Genomic DNA, 17405 nt, shown 5'->3' on the forward strand with positions numbered 1-17405 from the left:
TCCTAAGATATTGGCTTTCATTTTATTCTATATAGCTTTATATATATTTATTAAATTCTCTAAATGTCCATTTTCTTCTTCAATAAGCTGCTTTAAATATTTCTTAGTTTGTTCATATTTTGCAACTTTTAAAAGATTAGTATAGAAAAGTATAGCATCTTTTTCAGCCTGCATTCCAATTATTAAAGCATCTTTAGAGTCTTTAACATCATTTATTCTGTCATTAGTTAATCCTTTAGTATTAAATATAGCTGTATCACTTATAGCTTTTAAGTAAGCTGATGTTTGTTCATCAAATATATAATCATCATCATTTAGATTTTCTTCTTTAGCATATGAATATATTTTTGAGAATAAATTAGCATGTGCTCTTTCTTCATCTGCTAATAATTTAAATATTTTTTTTATATCTTCATTTTGTGCATTTTCCATGGATTGTGTATAAAATCTAAATCCCTCTTCTTCAATGTCTCTAGCTACCTTCAATAATTCAAGTTCATTTAAGTATAAGTTCATAATATTAACCCCCTCTGTTTATTATATTAAGTTTATACCCAATTCAAATTATTTTTAAACATGTATGCTACATATTTCTAGATAAATTGTGGAATTTTTGAAACTCTCCTAGCCAAGCAAGCTCAACTGTTCCAGTTTCTCCATGTCTGTGCTTTGCAATTATTATTTCACCAATACTCTTCTTTTCAGAATCAGGGTGATAGTATTCATCTCTATAAAGAAACATTACTATATCAGCATCCTGCTCTATGGCTCCAGATTCTCTAAGGTCTGAAAGTATAGGTCTATGATCTGCTCTTAATTCTGGTGCACGAGAAAGCTGAGATAATGCAATTACAGGACAATTTAGTTCTTTAGCAAGTATCTTTAAAGATCTAGATATTTTAGATATTTCCTGTTGTCTACTTTCTCCCTGAGTATCACCTTCCATAAGTTGAAGATAATCTATCATGATAAAGTCGAGACCTTTTTCCATCTTAAGTCTTCTACATTTTGATCTCATCTCCATTACAGTTATACCAGGAGTATCATCTATATATATGTCTGCTTTAGATAAGGCTGCCATAGCCTCTATAAGCTTCGGCCAATCATCCTCATCTAAATTACCAGTCTTTAGTTTATTAAGCTCTACATGAGATTGAGCAGACAACATACGTTGAATTAACTGTTCCTTTGACATCTCGAGACTAAATACAGCTGCAGATACCTTATCCTTCATAGCTGCATTTTGAACTAAATTAAGAGAAAAAGCTGTCTTTCCCATAGCGGGACGAGCAGCTATTAAAACCAAATCTGTTCTTTGAAGTCCATTAGTTTTTCTATCAAGATCTATGAATCCAGTTGTAATTCCAGTTATCTTACCCTTATTCTTATAAAGATCCTCTAAGCTATCATATGCAGTCATAAGAACTTCACCTATAGACTTAAAGCTATTACCTGTTTTTTCTTGTGATATATCAAATATCTTCTTCTGAGCTATTTCAAGAGTATTATTAACACCCTCGGCATTGTTATATCCTATATCAAGAATATCAGAAGAAGCCTTTATAAGCTTTCTCAGTATAGCCTTTTCTTTGACTATATTTGCATAGTTTTTAACATTTGATGTGGTTGGTACAACAGTTGATAACTGAGTTAAATAAGTGATTCCACCTGCAATATCAAGAGTATTTCTCTTTTTCATTTCCTCTGTCAATGTTATTATGTCTATAGGCTCACTGTTTCTATAAAGGCCCAATACAGCTTCATAAATTTCTTTATGTGCTTCTTTATAAAAATCCTCTGGTTTTATTACCTCTGAAACTGCCACAACAGCATCTTTATCAAGTAATATAGATCCCAAAATAGACTGTTCAGCATCTATGCTATGAGGAGGAATCCTTCCTGTTTGATCCATTTTGACCCCTCCTAGAAATTAATTTTTTTCTTTAACATCTACAGTTATTCTAGCAACAACCTTAGGATGTATTTTTATATCAACATATCTTGCTCCTAAACACTTAATAGACTCGTCTATTAATACTTTTCTCTTATCTACATCTATCTTATGCTTTTTCTTTAACTCTGTAGCTATATCCTTTGAAGTGATAGATCCAAATAATCTTCCATCTTTTCCAGCCTTAGAATATAAAGTCAAAACAAGCTCCTTCATATTTTCTCCTAATACTTTAGCATCTTCATATTCTTTATCAGCCTTTATCTTCTTAGCTGTATTTTGTTCATTTAATACCTTCATATTTCCTGCAGTTGCTTCTTTAGCTAATTTTCTTGGGAACAAGTAATTTCTTGCATATCCATCACTAGCATTTATTACATCTCCCTTTTTACCTGTTCCTTTTATATCCTTTAATAAAATAACTTTCATAATTACTCCTCCTTTAAATAGTCTAATATCAATTCTTTTAATATTTTAACTGTATCTTCAATAGAAATATCTTTAAGCTGAGCTCCTGCAACATCTATATGTCCCCCTCCGCCTAATTTTTCCATGAATATATGTACATTTATATCGCCTAGTGATCTTGCACTTATGAATACTGTATCATCTTTATCTTTTCCCAATACAAAAGATGCTCTTATTCCTTTTATATTCAGAAGTTCATCTGCAGCCTGAGCTGATACTAACTTAGGATTTCCAATACCATCCTCACAAACAGAAATAGCTATAATATCATCTATCATTTGGGAATTCTTTATTATTTGGGACTTTACAATGAAATTTTCTAAATCTCCTTGGAATAATTTCTTTACAGATGTTGTATCTCCGCCTAACTTCCTAAGCATAGCAGCAGCTTCAAATGTTCTAACTCCAGTCTTAAATGTGAAATTCTTAGTATCTAAAGTTATTCCAGCAAGTAACGCATCTGCTCCTAAATTATCTATACTAGATTTACTATCTATATACTGTATTAGCTCTGTAACCATCTCACATGTAGATGATGCATATGTTTCATGATACATTAAAACCGCATTATCTATGAACTCCACACCTCTTCTGTGGTGATCTACAACAGCTATTTTTTCAGATATCTTAAGTAATTCTTCGCATTCAGTAAAATTAGGCCTATGAGTATCAACAACTACAACCAAACTATTTCTTTTACAATTTCTTATAGCATCTTCTCTTGATATAAAGACATCACTATAATTATCATCTTCTTTAACCCTTTCCATAAACAAATCTATAGAAGAATTAGATGATTGAATAACTATATTTGAATCTTTATTCAATGATTTACATATATTATATATTCCAATACCTGCTCCTATAGCATCTAAATCTGGATATTTATGACCCATAATATATATATCATCTGCTTCAAGTATCAATTCCTTTAAAGCATAAGCTATAAGTCTTGCTCTAACCTTATTCTTTTTTTCTACAGCCTTTGATTTTCCACCGTAGAAGATAGACTTATCTTTTCTTTTTATAACCGCCTGATCTCCACCTCTTCCAAGTGCTAAATCAAGAGCACTAGTAGCATACTTAAGATTTTGTTCATGAGTATCACCCATAGATCCTATACCTATACTAAGAGTTAATGGTAGCGTATTTCCATAATCTATATCCCTTATTTCATCTAATACAGTAAACTTATCTTGTTCTAAATCTTTAAGATTCTTAGAATCTATTATTAAAGTATATTTATCTTTGGTGTTTCTTCTTAAAGCTCCATTTAAGCTTACAGCCCAAGTATTTAACTTTCTCTCTAGTTCAGCATTAATAAGAGGTCTAACATCTAAGTTTGCACTTTCTAAAACCTCGTCGTATCCATCTATTTGAACTAAAGCTATAACAGATTTTTCATCTTCATATTTATTTAATAGTTTAACATATTCGGTTTTATCTAACCAATACATAACTATTACATATTTAATCTCTTTATCTTTTTTAATCTTAACTATATTATACACCACGGTGTACTTTTTATTATCAAATTCAACTTCAGTGTAAAATTCTTTTGTCTCATTTAATTTTTTTCTCAAGCTTAAATTAGGCATAATTTCTTTTATGTTTTTATGAAATATATTGTCTTTATTAACCATATTATTAAATTTCTTATTATACCAACTTATACTTTCATCAAATTCAAGTATACATACAGGTATAGGCAATTTAAGTACAGTTTGCTTTATTGTATCATCAATTTCAAGAGATAATTCTTCCATAGTTTGAATCCATTCTCTCTTTTTCTTATATTTAAGATTGAAATTATAATACATTAAATAAATCAGCACGATAAAAGAAATTCCACCTAAGTAAAAATTATAATAAAGTATTATAAAACTCATTAAAAATATACTTATTATATTGATATTAAACTCTTGAGATTTAAATTTTAAATATAGCTTATCTCTCATAAGCCCCTCCCAATTACCTTCTTATCTTTCTAAAATTCATTGCCGAATCCAACATACCTATTATAGTTATTATAAGAACTATGGGTTTTATAATAAAAGATATTATAATCAAAAAACCTTTAGTTCCTTTTCTTATATTTATTTTATCTAAGAAATAACTATAAACACAAGCTCCTTGGATCAAAAACAAAGTAAGTATTACCATTTCTAAATTCATAACTATAGACTCATAGTAAATTCCGTCTATATATTTTATGATCAAAGTAGCTACATATATGAAAACTATTCCAACAGGTATATTCCCTGGCAAAGAAAAGTCTTTTACTTCAGGTAATAAATTTTCATCTTTTTTTATTCTCTTCAATATAAATGCCGATATGTAATAATTCATAAATGAAATAACTATAGATGGTATAACAACTAACATACTAGGAAGATATATAGAAAAAGATTCTATTAAATTATTTAATTCTTTTTCATTCACTTTTATACCCAAGCTGTTTATCAAATCTTTTTCAACATTTATAGTTTTAATTAACATATCATTAAACAGCTTAACTATATCTACATTAAATATAATTATAGATAACTTAATATATAACATCATAAGTAATATAAAGAATAAGCTCCCAAGTCCTATATTTTTGAATGGATTCTTATTTTTATAAATATTATATCCTATAAAAATAGACGGAACAAACACTAAAGCAAACATAAGCGCAGATATAGGACCAGTCGTTAACATCAAAATCATCAATGATATAAACAAGCTCATAATTGAATATCTTATCCCACATCTAGCTGATATTATCGTATATGGTATCCCATTAAACATAAAAAACATACTTAAAAATGGAATATACGTAGATGCTAAAGCAAACACTATACCTATAGTAGATAATATAGAAACTTCAGCCAATTTTTTACTATCATTAATTTGTATCAAAAACTATCACTCCCTAAGCTTTACATAATCTTTAAGCTCACTCAAATCACCATACCATTTTTCAACTTTGTGATCATCATTTATAGCTCTTACTATCTTCTCTTTTATTTTTTTATCTATATTAGTAAAGCTAAAGCCTAACCTTTTTCCAAGTAAGTAAGTAACCATTATTATATTAGCTAGAATATCTTGAATAGTTTCATCTGTATAACTAGCTCCTTTTAGCATAATCTCATATAAAGCTGATACGCTACTTAAAATCTCTGTTTTTAACCATTCTATAATCTTTATATTTTTAGTTACGTCAAGATCTCTATCTATTTTCAAGTATATCCCCCCCTAATATACAATTATACCATATAAAACAAAACTTAATTCATTTAGAGATTAAAAAAACGAGCCATAAGGCTCGTCTATTATTAATCTATTGTGTATGGTAAAAGTGCTATATTTCTAGCTCTTTTTATAGCTACAGTTAATTCTCTTTGATGCTTAGCACATATTCCAGAAATTCTTCTTGGTAATATTTTACCTCTTTCTGTTACATACTTGCTTAATTTTCCTGTATTTTTGTAATCTATTTTAACGTTTTTATCAGCGCAGAAAGAACAAACTTTTTTTCTACGACGTCTTTTTTTATTCATCATAATAGTTTTCCCTCCTTCTATCTAGAATGGAATATCATCATCATCTAATGCCTGGAATCCTCCTGTATCTAAACCTACTGGCTCAAAAGTTTTTTCAAATCCAGTATTTGAAGGAGCTTGATTTTCAGATCTACCTTTAGATTCTAAAAATTCTACTCTCTCTGCAACAACTTCTGTTACATACCTTCTATCTCCATTTTGAGTTTCATAAGATCTAGTTTGAAGAGCACCTTTAATTGCAACCTGTCTTCCTTTAGCAAGATAGTTTGCACAGTTCTCTCCTGGTTTTCCCCAGACTACGATATTGAAAAAATCAGCTTCCCTTTTTCCTTCTTTATTTACATAAGATCTATTTACAGCTATCGAAAAGGTGGCAACAGGCTTACCTGTTCCTGCAATGTACCTAAGTTCCGGGTCTTTAGTCAACCTACCCACCAATACAACACAATTCATAAAAACACCACCTTATATTAATTACTAAGCTTCCATATTTACGATCATGTGTCTTATTGAATCTTCGCTTATCTTTAAGTTTCTTTCGATTTCCTTTGGAACCTCGATTCCAGCAGTGAAGTTAACTAATACATAGTATCCTTCAGAAAGTTTTTGTATAGGATATGCTAACTTCTTGTTACCCCAAACATCAACCTTATCTACTTGTCCGTTTTCAGATTCAATTATGTTCTTAATTTTCTCTTGTATCTTTTGCTTAGCCTCATCTTCTATGTTAGACTTTAATACATAAATTAATTCATACTTTTTCATTACAATTCACCTCCCTTTGGACTTAGACGGCTCTAATATTTATTAGAGCAGAGAAATGAGATTAATCTCACATCTGTAAGATTCTATCATTTATTTTTGTAAAAGTCAACTATATTGGCGTAAAAAATTCTCTTAACCCTATATCACTCCTAATATTGATACTATATTCACTTATTTTTTTGTTTAAATGTATATTAATACTATTTTATGTCAATTATATTAGTAAATAACCCCCACAATTTAATATTTTTCATCCCAATCTCCCCCTTATGAAGTGCATTTATTGCATAAAAAAAGAGTGGCTAATAAAATGGTACCTATAGATTGGACACATAAAAAAGAGTGTCTAGTTTATAGGTACTTTTTTGTGTATAATTATCATTGAATATGGAGGCCTTTAGTATGAGTAAAATTACATTTTCAAAAGACAATATTGAAAGATTAAATAAGAACCCTTATGTAAAGCGCGTTAGCGAGAAGTCAATAACATACTCTGACGAGTTTAAAATAATGTTTATTGAGGAGTATTTAAGAGGAAGCACACCACGAACTATTTTCATTGATGCTGGATTTGACGTTGAAATACTTGGTGTCAAGCGCTATGAACAGGCGGCAGCCAGATGGATAAAAGCGTACAAGAAAGATGGAATTATAGGATTAAGTGATACTAGAAGAGTGAATTCAGGCAGACCAAGTAATGCTCCAGTTTCAAAGGACGATATTATTAGCAAACAAGAAGCTAAAATAAAACTGCTTGAGGAACAATTAGAATTGCTAAAAAAGCTCGACGTGACAGAAAGGAGGCTGGTAAACAACTGCGTAAATCTAACAAATAATGAAGTATATGAGTTAATTTTAAAGACTGTGTCTAAAAAAGATTATTCAGGCACAGTTTCTTATTGCTGCTCAATTTTAGGGGTTTCACGTTCAGGTTATTATCATTATTTAAAGACAGCACCTTCTAGAACTATAAGGGAGAATGAAGATTTAAAAGCTAGAGATATTATATTAAAGGCTTATAATTATAGAGGTTATAAGAAAGGTTCTAGATCAATTAAAATGACACTAGAAAATGAGTTTGGTATTATATACAGTAGAAAAAAAATCCAAAGGATTATGCGAAAATACAGTATAGTATGTCCTATAAGAAAAGCCAATCCGTATAGAAGAATAGCCAAAGCGACAAAAGAACATAGAGTAGTACCTAATCTGCTACAGAGAAATTTCAAACAGGGTATTCCTGGCAAGGTGCTACTTACTGATATCACATACATCCCTTACGGGATAAATAAAATGGCATATTTATCAGCTATCAAAGATAGCTCTAGTAACGATATTCTAGCATATCATGTATCTGATCGAATTACTTTAGATATAGCTACAATTACAATTAAAAAATTAGTTAATACACATAAAGCTGATTTACATGATGAAGCTTTTATCCATTCTGACCAAGGGGTCCACTATACAAGCCCTAAATTCCAAAAATTACTAAAAAGCCATAATCTAGGACAATCCATGTCTAGACGTGGTAACTGCTGGGATAATGCACCTCAAGAATCCTTCTTTGGTCATATGAAGGATGAAGTAGATTTCAAAACATGTTCTACACTTGAAGAAGTAATTAATAAAGTTGATAATTACATGGATTACTATAATAATTATAGATGTCAATGGGGATTAAAAAAGATGACTCCTAAACAATTTAGAAATCATCTTTTGAATGCAGCTTAACCCTTTTTTTATAATGTCCTTGACAAAGGGTCCATTTTATAATTAGCCACTCTTTTTAATTTCTACATAAATTCTTTTAATGCTTTTGCAAGTCTCTTTATTCCATCAACTATTCTTTCATCTGTCATGTTAGAGTAGTTTAATCTGAATGTATTGTCTTTTCCACCATTAGGGAAGAAAGATCCTCCTGGAACGAAAGCTACATTATTCTCTAAACATTTAGCCATTACATCTTTAGCATCTATTCCTTGTGGAAGTTCTACCCAAGTGAATAATCCACCCTCTGGATAAGTGTATTTTAATCCTTCTGGGAATTCAGCTTTCATAGTATTTAACATTAAATCTCTACGAACTCTGTAAACATCTTTAATTTTTTCTACGTGAGCATCTAAATCATATAATTCCATGAATTTAGCAACTTCTCTTTGTCCGATTGTAGAAGTTTGTAAATCTGAACTTTGTTTTATCATTATGTATTTTTCTAATATTTCATGCTCAGCACATACCCAACCAATTCTGAATCCTGGGCAGAATATCTTAGAGAAACTTCCAAGGAATATTATTAATCCTTTTTCGTCCATAGATTTTAATGAAGGTAATATATCTCCTTCAAATCTTAATTCTCCATATGGGTTATCTTCTAATACTGGTATTTCGAATTTATTTACTATTTCCATGAACTTTTTACGTCTTTCTAAAGGCCAAGTTCTACCTGTTGGGTTTTGGAAATCTGGAATTACATACATCATTTTAACATTTTCAGTTGTTTCAAGTATCTTCTCAAGCTCTTCCATTATCATTCCATTTTCATCAGTTGGAACTTCTATGAATTTAGGTCCATATGATTTAAATGCGTTTAATGCTCCTAAGTAAGAAGGACTTTCACATAAAACAACATCATCTTCATTTAAGAATATCTTTCCTGAGAAATCTAATCCTTGTTGAGAACCACTTGTTATTAATATTTCATCAGCACTAACTTTAGTGTTGAATTTTGTGTTCATTCTATTTGCAATTACTTCTCTTAATGGTCCGAATCCTTCTGTGGCAGCATATTGTAATGCTTGTTGTCCACCTTCTTCAAGAACTTTAACAGCAACATTTTTCATTTCTTCAACTGGAAATAATTCTGGTGCTGGAAGTCCTCCTGCAAAAGATATTATTTCTGGTTTCTCTGTTAACTTTAATAATTCACGAATTTCAGAAGCTTTAAGATTATCCATACGATCAGCAAATTTTACAGCCATTTAAAAAACACCTCCAAAGATTATAAATACCAAGGAAAACTTTTTCCTGTATTTACTTGAAATTAATTATATCATTTTTATAATTACTTGCCTATGTGTAAACTAAATTGCAGAATATTCAAAACTATTATATTTGTTAAATTTTTTTCTATCTTTCGTCAAGTTTTTTTGTTAAATTTTTTATTCTTTTTTCAAGTTCTGATCTTTCTATCCACAATTGTTTATTGCAATTTTCACATTTTATTCTAAAATCCATTCCACATCTCATTATTTCAAATGTGTTTCCTCCACAAGGGTGATTTTTTTTAAGTACTACTTTATCTCCTACTTCTATTTTCATAGGCATTAAAATCCCTCCTAATATAACTTAGTTAATTCCTTTTTCCCGTCATCTATTTTTTTTATATTAAATACGCCATAATAATCTATTTTCAAATCATCTATATTATTCTTAATAGTATCTATATTGTCTTTTGAAAACATTATAGACAGACCACAACTAGAAGTTATTTCCCTTGGAGTAGGTATTGTTTTTATATTTAATTCTAATTCTTTTAATCTTTTTTCAAATCTTATAGCATGATGAGTCGAGTTAAAACTTATTACATATATATCGTGCATTTTATTTCTCCTTTTGATCTTTTATGATGTTTTATACTATATAGATATAGTATTGCTAGAGTTTCTAAGTCTTTCTACAATGTCGTACATATTAGAAGTTTGTCCAACTTTTAACATATTTTTCAGATTTAAATAATCTAAACATGTCCCACAAGACAATATTTCTACTCCTTCTTCTTCTAATAATTTTAAATTATCGATAGTATTTTCATTTTCTGTTGTCAATTTAACTGCTGAATTAACAAATATTATCGATTTTGGATACGGAGTTGTCTGGGATAAAGTGTATATAAAACCATTTATAAGAATTTCTCCTAATTCATCTGAACCTCTTCCCATTACATTTGATGATATAAATACAACTGTATTATCATCAACTTCTTGTTTTTGAGTAATTTCTTCTTGCATTGATTCAAGTTCTTCAAACTCACCCTTTGTAATTTCTATATAATAGTTATTTTCTTCTTGATTTATTTTAGATTCACATTTCATTGAATTTACTAGCTTTAATACGTTTTCTTTTGCTATTTCATTGTCAACTATAGTAACTACTATTCCGTCATTAATATTTTCTAATTCTTTCTTAGTTTTTATAACCGGAAGTGGACAATTAAGCCCTCTCGCATCTACTTCTATTCTCATAAATACCTCCTATGAATCAGTTTTAATAATTATTATAACATACTCCATACCTTGTAATTATTGAATATTTCAATGAAATCATTGAAATATTTGAACAAAAAATTATACATGTACAAATATTTAAGTAAGAATGAGTTATTCAAATCTACTATAAGCTGCTGTTTTTCAAATGTAATTAAAAACGGATTTATTAAAGTAAGTATTATTAATAAGATTAAAAATCCTTTTAATCCTCCAAATAAAAATCCCATACTTTTATTTAAAACCTTAAGCGGTGCGAATTTGAATATATCATCTATAAAGTTTATAACCAATTCTAACACTAAATTACTTACAATAAACATAATAAGAATAACTATTACCTGTATTAAAATCTTCGTTGTCGGTTGAGTTAAAGTATCGTTTTTCATTATATTAATTAATATATTATTTATAAAATTACTCAAAGGTCTATATATATTGTCATTTTGAATTATATAATCTATCACAGTCTTATAAAACATTTTGCATATAAATATAGATATCAAATATTTTACTAGATTGAATAATGATTTTATAAATCCTAAATGAAATCCTTTCAAAGCGAATAAACCTATAAATATTATTATTATAAAATCTATGTAATTCAAATTCATTAAATCACCACCTTAATTTATATTTAGAAACTTAATATATCCTCTGAAAATGACTATAACACTGTTATCATATATTGTAAATACATCCAGAATGTCTTTTGTAAAGTCCTTTTTTTCTTTGTTTTCAGGAAGATATATACTTCTATCAGAATATAATATTTTTTGATCTCCTATACTTTTAATTCCTTTTATATTTTTCATATCATACTCTTTATTTTTTTCTTTCCCAAACTTATCAATATATATGATTTTTTTATTAGAATCTATTACTACTATTTCTTCATCTATAATATCTATATATTGGATTTCTTCATCTAAATTTATTTTTTTTACTTTTTCATCGCTTAGATCTTTAATTTCTATGTACTTTGGATCAACTAGGATTAGTTTATCATCCAAAAACAAAGTTTTTGCAAAAACTTTATTCTCTATATTATAAGAAAAAATCAATTCTCCTTTTTTATTATAATAAAATATATTGTTATAAAGCCTATCATCTTTGATGCTGATTCCACTTATTACAAAGTTACTGGTATCTTTATCTACCTGGAGTAAATTTATTGTTATTTGAGGTATTGATATATCTTGAATCTCTTCTCCTTTATAACTGTAAAGTTTAGCTCCTTCAACATCTACATCAGTTGTATAGTGAATCAAAAAATCGTTATTATATAAAGCCTTTACCATTAAAGCATTTTCTTTTAATTTTAATTTTTTAGTTAATGCTCCTTTTTTATCTATTATATACACTTCTTTCTTCATTTTATCTAATAGATATATATTTGAATTATTTGTATCTATACTGTAATTTTCTATTCTTATATTTAAATCAAATACCCTTTGAGCTTCACTATCTATATATTTTAAAGATTTTCCATCATACATTAAAAATCCATCTCTATATTCTATAAATGAAGTATTATTAGAATATCCATATGATATCTCTTTTATTTCCTCTATACTAACTTTAGAATTGCTTATTTTGCTTTTAATAATATTTATAGTTTTAGGATTTAAAAATATTATTATTAATATAATCAAAATTACTACAATCTTATTCTTCTTCACATAAATCATTCCTTCTAATTTTCTACTTAATATAAAATTCGTCTAGTCGCTACGCGCTGACTCATGTCGCCAACGAGTCTTAACAGACTCCGTTGCTCAAAAATAGTTGCAAGTCCAGTTCTTCAATCAATATTATACACAATACAAAAATTATATGTTTTTGTATTTAATATAATACTAGAAAAATAGACTCTTTTTAAAGAGTCTATTTTTCTATTATATCTAATTCTTTGTATATATTTATACCTTTAGTGTAATATTCTAATTCTCTCTCTTTAGATATATTTGAATATGTTTGAGCAAGTTCTATGTATAAATCAGCTAGTTCTTTTTTACTTCCGATTTCTTCTATTATATATGAACATTTCTTTAAATGCTCTATGGCTGTATTTAAATCACCTTGTTTTTTATATATTCTTGCATAATATTTTAAAGATCTATATTCTAATTTTTTATTTTTCATCTTTATAGCTATAGATAATCCTTTTTTAGAATATTTTTTAGCATTTTCAAAATCATTAATTTCTATCAATACTTTTATATATTCAAATAATATCTTCATAAGTTCTACATCTTCATACTCTCTCTTTGTTATATAAGCTTTTTTTACACATTCAAGAGCATCTTCATATTTACCTATTTTTCTATATATTCTAGACATAGTTATTTGTATCTTTGCATATTCATTCTTCTTATCCTCATCTTCATATATCTGCAAAGCCTTATTTAAATAAATTTTAGATTCGTCCCATCTTCCCATATCTAAAAGATTGCTTCCTATTAAAAATAAGCTATCTGCTTTTTGCTTTATATTTTTTTCTTTTTCTTCTATTTCATGTATCTTTCTAGCATATAATAAAGATTTTTCATTATTTTCAAGTCTTATATAACAAAATGATTTATGTGTGTATATTTCCTTTTGTAGTTCATTATTATCTATCTCATGTTCCAGAAAAAGGTTTTCCCCTTGTATAAATTTATCTAAAGCTACCTTTATAAACCCTTCCTCTAAATATATTTTCCCTAATTGTATATAGCATTGTACAACTTTTTCATAATTAGCTGTTTTAACGTTCAGTACTAAACTTCTTTCAAAGTTATCTATAGCTAATTCATACTGCTTCTCATTAAAATAAACTACTCCTAATAAATATTTTGCTTTTCCATAAGTATCATATAGCTTATATTCCTTAGATATATCGATTACATTGCATATTTCCTTTTTAGCTGTCTCTTGATCTTGAGATTTTATATATATCTCACTCTTTGTCAGTAAGTTGTTGCTTATTTTTTTAGCTTGCATATCTTTGCTCTCTAATAAATAATCTATACTAACATCTAGTTTCTCTACAAAATATTCTAAAAGATCTTGACTTGGATATGATTTATCTCTCTCTATATGACTTATCTGAGCAGCAGTTATTCTATTTCCTGCTAATTCTTTAAGTGTTAAGTTCTTCTCTTTTCTAAGCTTTTTAATTTTTTCTCCTAAGCTAAGTATTTCCATATATACTCCTCCACAACAAATTATTATAATAACTTACAATTTTAATACTCCTTATTCTCAATAGGATAATACAAATTGTACAGTCTGCCATTTTTTATGTGATTTTATCTTAATTTAATTATAACTTAATATTTGATTAAAATATAGTGTTTTATAATTATATTTAATAATATTTTAAAATTCACTTTTTTTTATTATATACTTTATGTGAAATAAACCCAAGTAGTATGTATTAAAAAAAATAAAGGTTATTAAAATACATAACTCCTATGTAGTATTTTAATAACCTTTATTTTGTATTAAATAAATGTATTTTACTATTTTACTTTATCTCATCAACTATACTTTTTAAAGCGGCAACAGCCTTATCTATATCTTCTTTAGTATTGAAGTATCCTATACTAAATCTAACTGTTCCTTGCTCTAATGTATTCATTGTTTTATGTGCTAATGGGCCACAGTGAAGTCCTGATCTTGTAGCTATATCAAATACAGAGTCTAATATAAAGCTGACTTCAGATGAATCTTGACTACCTATATTTATAGATATTACAGCTGCTTGTTTTTTTGCATCTTTAGTTCCATATACTTTAATTATAGGTATTAAGCTAAGTTCATTTAAGAAATACTGAGTTAGTTCTTCCTCATGCTTTCTTATATTATCTATTCCCTCTTTTAATATAAACTGTATTCCTGCATTAAGTCCTGCTATACCTGGAGTATTTGGAGTTCCTGATTCATACTTATCTGGAACTATATTAGGCTGAGTCAACTCCTCTGATTTACTACCAGTTCCACCTTCTTTTAACTGGTTAAGATTTATTTTTTCTCCTACATATAAAATTCCTGTTCCTTGAGGTCCTAATAAACCTTTATGTCCAGGTAATGCAAGCATATCTATATTCATATTTTTAACATCTATATTATAAACACCTGCTGTTTGAGAAGCATCTACAAGGTATACTATATTCATTTCCCTGGCAATTTTACCTACGCTCTCTATATCTATCAGTGTTCCACATACATTAGATGCATGTGTTGTTACTATAAGCTTTGTATTTTCTTTTATAGCTTTCTTTATATCATTTACATCTAATTCTCCAGATTCATTACACTTTACAATAGTATTACTAACTCCTATTTTTTCTAAAGTCTTTATAGGTCTTATTACAGAATTATGTTCCATGCTTGTTGTTACTATATGATCTCCTTCATTTACTAACCCTTTTATTGCTAGGTTTAGTGAATCTGTTGCATTATTTGTAAATACAATATTCATAGGATTGTCTATATTAAACAACTTGCATATATTTTCTCTTGTCTCATATATTGTTCTTCCTGCTTCTAAAGCTAGTTTATGTCCTGCTCTTCCAGGATTTGCTCCATAATTTTTCATACAATTTAAAATTTCTTCATATACTTCATGTGGTTTTGGGAACGTTGTTGCAGCATTATCTAAATATATCATGTGAGACCTCCTAATGTTGGATTTATAAAAAAGCTAAAAAGTTTAGTTAAAGTAAAGACTATGTTAATTAAGTTTCATTTTATAATATTTGCTCTAATATACCTTCAAGCTCTTCATCACTATAATACTCTATTTCTATTTTTCCTTTTTTCTTTCCTTTTAAAATATTAACTTTTGTTCCAAATACATCTCTTAATTTATCTTCTATATTTACTATAAATGGATCTTTATTGACTTTTTTGTTTTTTATTTCTTTTTTGTCAGTCATATTCTTAGATATAGTTTCAACTTCTCTAACAGATAGTCTTTCCTTTATTATTCTAAGTGCTATCTCATATTGAATATTTTTATTTTCTATTCTAAGAAGAGCCTTTCCATGGCCTGGAGTTATCTGACCTTCTTCTACTAAGTTTATAACTCTATCATCTAAGTTCAAAAGTCTTAAAGTATTAGTTATATGAGGCCTACTTTTACCTACTGCCTCTGATATTTCTTCTTGAGTTACCTTATAATTTTCTATAAGACTTTTATAAGCTATAGCTTCCTCTATTGCATTTAAATCTTCTCTTTGCAAGTTTTCGATTAAAGCTATTTCCATTATATCTTTAATAGGTAAGTCTTTTACAACTGCTGGCATTTCTTTTAGATTTGCGATCTTTGCAGCTCTAAATCTTCTCTCACCTGCTATTATCATGTATCCATCTTCTTCTTTTTTTACTACTATTGGTTGAAGTATCCCATAGTTTTTTATTGATTCAGATAGTACACTCAGCTTTTCTTGATCAAATATCTTTCTAGGTTGTTCTTTGTTAGGGTAAATTTGATTTATTTTTAAATTTACTATTTCTTTGTCAGATGAAACTGTATTGTTATTTGGTATCAATGCACTTAGTCCTTTTCCTAATCTATTTTTAGCCATCTATATCACATCCTCTTCTAAGTCTATAAATTCTTCAGCAAGGTCTATATATGCTAAAGAACCTTTACACTTTGAATCATAATATACAACTGGCTTTCCATGGCTCGGTGCTTCAGCTAGTCTAACATTTCTTGGAACAATAGTTGTATATACACTTCCCTTAAAGAATTTCTTAACTTCCTCAACTACTTGAATAGATAGATTAGCTCTTCCGTCAAACATACTTAGAACTACTCCTTGAATTTCAAGATTCGGATTTAGATTTTCTTTAACCAAAGATATCGTCTGCATTAATTGGCTAACACCCTCTAGAGCATAATACTCACATTGAATAGGTATTAATACACTATCTACTGCTACAAGAGAATTTATCGTCAACATTCCAAGAGAAGGAGGACAATCTACAAATATATAATCGTAATTATCTCTAACTGAATCCAGCACATTTTTTAATATAAACTCTCTATCTTCTATTCCTGTAAGTTCTATTTCAGCACCAGCAAGTTCTGTTGATGATGATAATAGACTTATATTATCAAATTCTGTATCTATTATAGTGTCTTTTATATCTTTCTCTCCCAATAAAACATCATATATAGTAAAATCAAGTTCTTTTTTATCTACTCCAAATCCACTGGTTGTATTTCCTTGAGGGTCTAAATCTATTACCAGTGTTTTTTTTCCTAACTTTCCTATACATGCACTTAAATTTACATTTGTAGTGGTCTTACCCACTCCCCCTTTTTGATTAAAAACAGCAATTATCTTCCCCACTGTAATTCCCCCTTTAAATCCTTACAAGTTTGAAAAAAAAGATTACCGTATAACA

General features: G+C 28.3%; 20 protein-coding genes. 1 reads left to right on the forward strand and 19 read right to left on the reverse strand.

The features are described 5' to 3' along the window. Positions 1–27: 27 nt before the first annotated feature. The 9 genes from P4S50_RS18195 to rpsF form a co-directional block, all read right to left on the reverse strand. Complete coding sequence (locus tag P4S50_RS18195) at positions 28–516, reverse strand: ferritin-like domain-containing protein (protein WP_277732238.1); 489 nt, start codon at positions 514–516, stop codon at positions 28–30. Positions 517–583: 67 nt separating this feature from the next. Beyond that, a complete protein-coding gene (gene dnaB, locus P4S50_RS18200) occupies positions 584–1912 on the reverse strand; it encodes a replicative DNA helicase (RefSeq protein ID WP_277732239.1) in 1329 nt (442 codons plus the stop codon). A gap of 18 nt (positions 1913–1930) precedes the next feature. Further along, on the reverse strand, positions 1931–2380 hold the full coding sequence (rplI, locus tag P4S50_RS18205; protein ID WP_277732240.1) for a 50S ribosomal protein L9: 450 nt from the start codon (positions 2378–2380) through the stop codon (positions 1931–1933). 2 nt (positions 2381–2382) lie between these two features. Next, positions 2383–4377, reverse strand: a complete 1995-nt coding sequence (locus tag P4S50_RS18210) for a DHH family phosphoesterase (protein WP_277732241.1) — start codon at positions 4375–4377, stop codon at positions 2383–2385. 13 nt (positions 4378–4390) lie between these two features. Beyond that, positions 4391–5323 carry a DUF2232 domain-containing protein gene (locus P4S50_RS18215; protein ID WP_277732242.1) on the reverse strand — a complete coding sequence of 311 codons (933 nt, stop codon included), beginning with the start codon at positions 5321–5323 and terminating at the stop codon, positions 4391–4393. Between the two features lie 6 nt (positions 5324–5329). Next, a complete protein-coding gene (locus P4S50_RS18220; RefSeq protein ID WP_277732243.1) occupies positions 5330–5650 on the reverse strand; it encodes a MazG-like family protein in 321 nt (106 codons plus the stop codon). A gap of 92 nt (positions 5651–5742) precedes the next feature. After that, positions 5743–5970 carry a 30S ribosomal protein S18 gene (gene rpsR, locus P4S50_RS18225; protein ID WP_277732244.1) on the reverse strand — a complete coding sequence of 76 codons (228 nt, stop codon included), beginning with the start codon at positions 5968–5970 and terminating at the stop codon, positions 5743–5745. Between the two features lie 21 nt (positions 5971–5991). Next, on the reverse strand, positions 5992–6423 hold the full coding sequence (locus tag P4S50_RS18230) for a single-stranded DNA-binding protein (protein WP_277732245.1): 432 nt from the start codon (positions 6421–6423) through the stop codon (positions 5992–5994). 24 nt (positions 6424–6447) lie between these two features. Further along, entirely contained in the window at positions 6448–6735 is a 288-nt protein-coding gene (gene rpsF / locus P4S50_RS18235; protein ID WP_277732246.1) for a 30S ribosomal protein S6, read from the reverse strand. Positions 6736–7137: 402 nt separating this feature from the next. Here rpsF and P4S50_RS18240 point away from each other — a divergent pair, with 402 nt between their 5' ends. Next, positions 7138–8469, forward strand: coding sequence for an IS3 family transposase (locus tag P4S50_RS18240; RefSeq protein ID WP_277730718.1), 1332 nt, complete (start codon positions 7138–7140; stop codon positions 8467–8469). 62 nt (positions 8470–8531) lie between these two features. Here the strand turns inward: P4S50_RS18240 and P4S50_RS18245 are convergent, their stop codons facing one another. The 10 genes from P4S50_RS18245 to P4S50_RS18290 form a co-directional block, all read right to left on the reverse strand. Continuing rightward, positions 8532–9716 (reverse strand): aminotransferase-like domain-containing protein, encoded by a 1185-nt coding sequence (locus P4S50_RS18245; RefSeq protein WP_277732247.1) that lies wholly within the window; start codon positions 9714–9716, stop codon positions 8532–8534. A gap of 148 nt (positions 9717–9864) precedes the next feature. After that, the gene (locus tag P4S50_RS18250; protein ID WP_277732248.1) at positions 9865–10062 is read right to left on the reverse strand and encodes a DUF951 domain-containing protein; all 198 of its coding nucleotides are present in this window, start codon (positions 10060–10062) and stop codon (positions 9865–9867) included. Positions 10063–10073: 11 nt separating this feature from the next. Continuing rightward, complete coding sequence (locus P4S50_RS18255) at positions 10074–10337, reverse strand: putative Se/S carrier protein (RefSeq protein WP_277732249.1); 264 nt, start codon at positions 10335–10337, stop codon at positions 10074–10076. A 36-nt stretch (positions 10338–10373) separates the two neighbouring features. Next, a complete protein-coding gene (gene yedF, locus P4S50_RS18260; RefSeq protein ID WP_277732250.1) occupies positions 10374–10979 on the reverse strand; it encodes a sulfurtransferase-like selenium metabolism protein YedF in 606 nt (201 codons plus the stop codon). A 32-nt stretch (positions 10980–11011) separates the two neighbouring features. Then, a complete protein-coding gene (locus P4S50_RS18265; protein ID WP_277732251.1) occupies positions 11012–11614 on the reverse strand; it encodes a CvpA family protein in 603 nt (200 codons plus the stop codon). Between the two features lie 12 nt (positions 11615–11626). After that, positions 11627–12682 (reverse strand): DUF5711 family protein, encoded by a 1056-nt coding sequence (locus tag P4S50_RS18270; RefSeq protein ID WP_277732252.1) that lies wholly within the window; start codon positions 12680–12682, stop codon positions 11627–11629. 205 nt (positions 12683–12887) lie between these two features. Then, positions 12888–14189 carry a helix-turn-helix domain-containing protein gene (locus tag P4S50_RS18275; protein ID WP_277732253.1) on the reverse strand — a complete coding sequence of 434 codons (1302 nt, stop codon included), beginning with the start codon at positions 14187–14189 and terminating at the stop codon, positions 12888–12890. A 322-nt stretch (positions 14190–14511) separates the two neighbouring features. Continuing rightward, positions 14512–15657 carry an aminotransferase class V-fold PLP-dependent enzyme gene (locus P4S50_RS18280; protein ID WP_277732254.1) on the reverse strand — a complete coding sequence of 382 codons (1146 nt, stop codon included), beginning with the start codon at positions 15655–15657 and terminating at the stop codon, positions 14512–14514. A 79-nt stretch (positions 15658–15736) separates the two neighbouring features. Continuing rightward, the gene (locus P4S50_RS18285) at positions 15737–16576 is read right to left on the reverse strand and encodes a ParB/RepB/Spo0J family partition protein (protein WP_277732255.1); all 840 of its coding nucleotides are present in this window, start codon (positions 16574–16576) and stop codon (positions 15737–15739) included. Then, positions 16577–17350, reverse strand: coding sequence for a ParA family protein (locus P4S50_RS18290; protein ID WP_277732256.1), 774 nt, complete (start codon positions 17348–17350; stop codon positions 16577–16579). Positions 17351–17405: the final 55 nt, after the last annotated feature.

Origin of the sequence: Tepidibacter hydrothermalis (assembly GCF_029542625.1) — a bacterium.
Taxonomy (GTDB): domain Bacteria; phylum Bacillota; class Clostridia; order Peptostreptococcales; family Peptostreptococcaceae; genus Tepidibacter_A; species Tepidibacter_A hydrothermalis.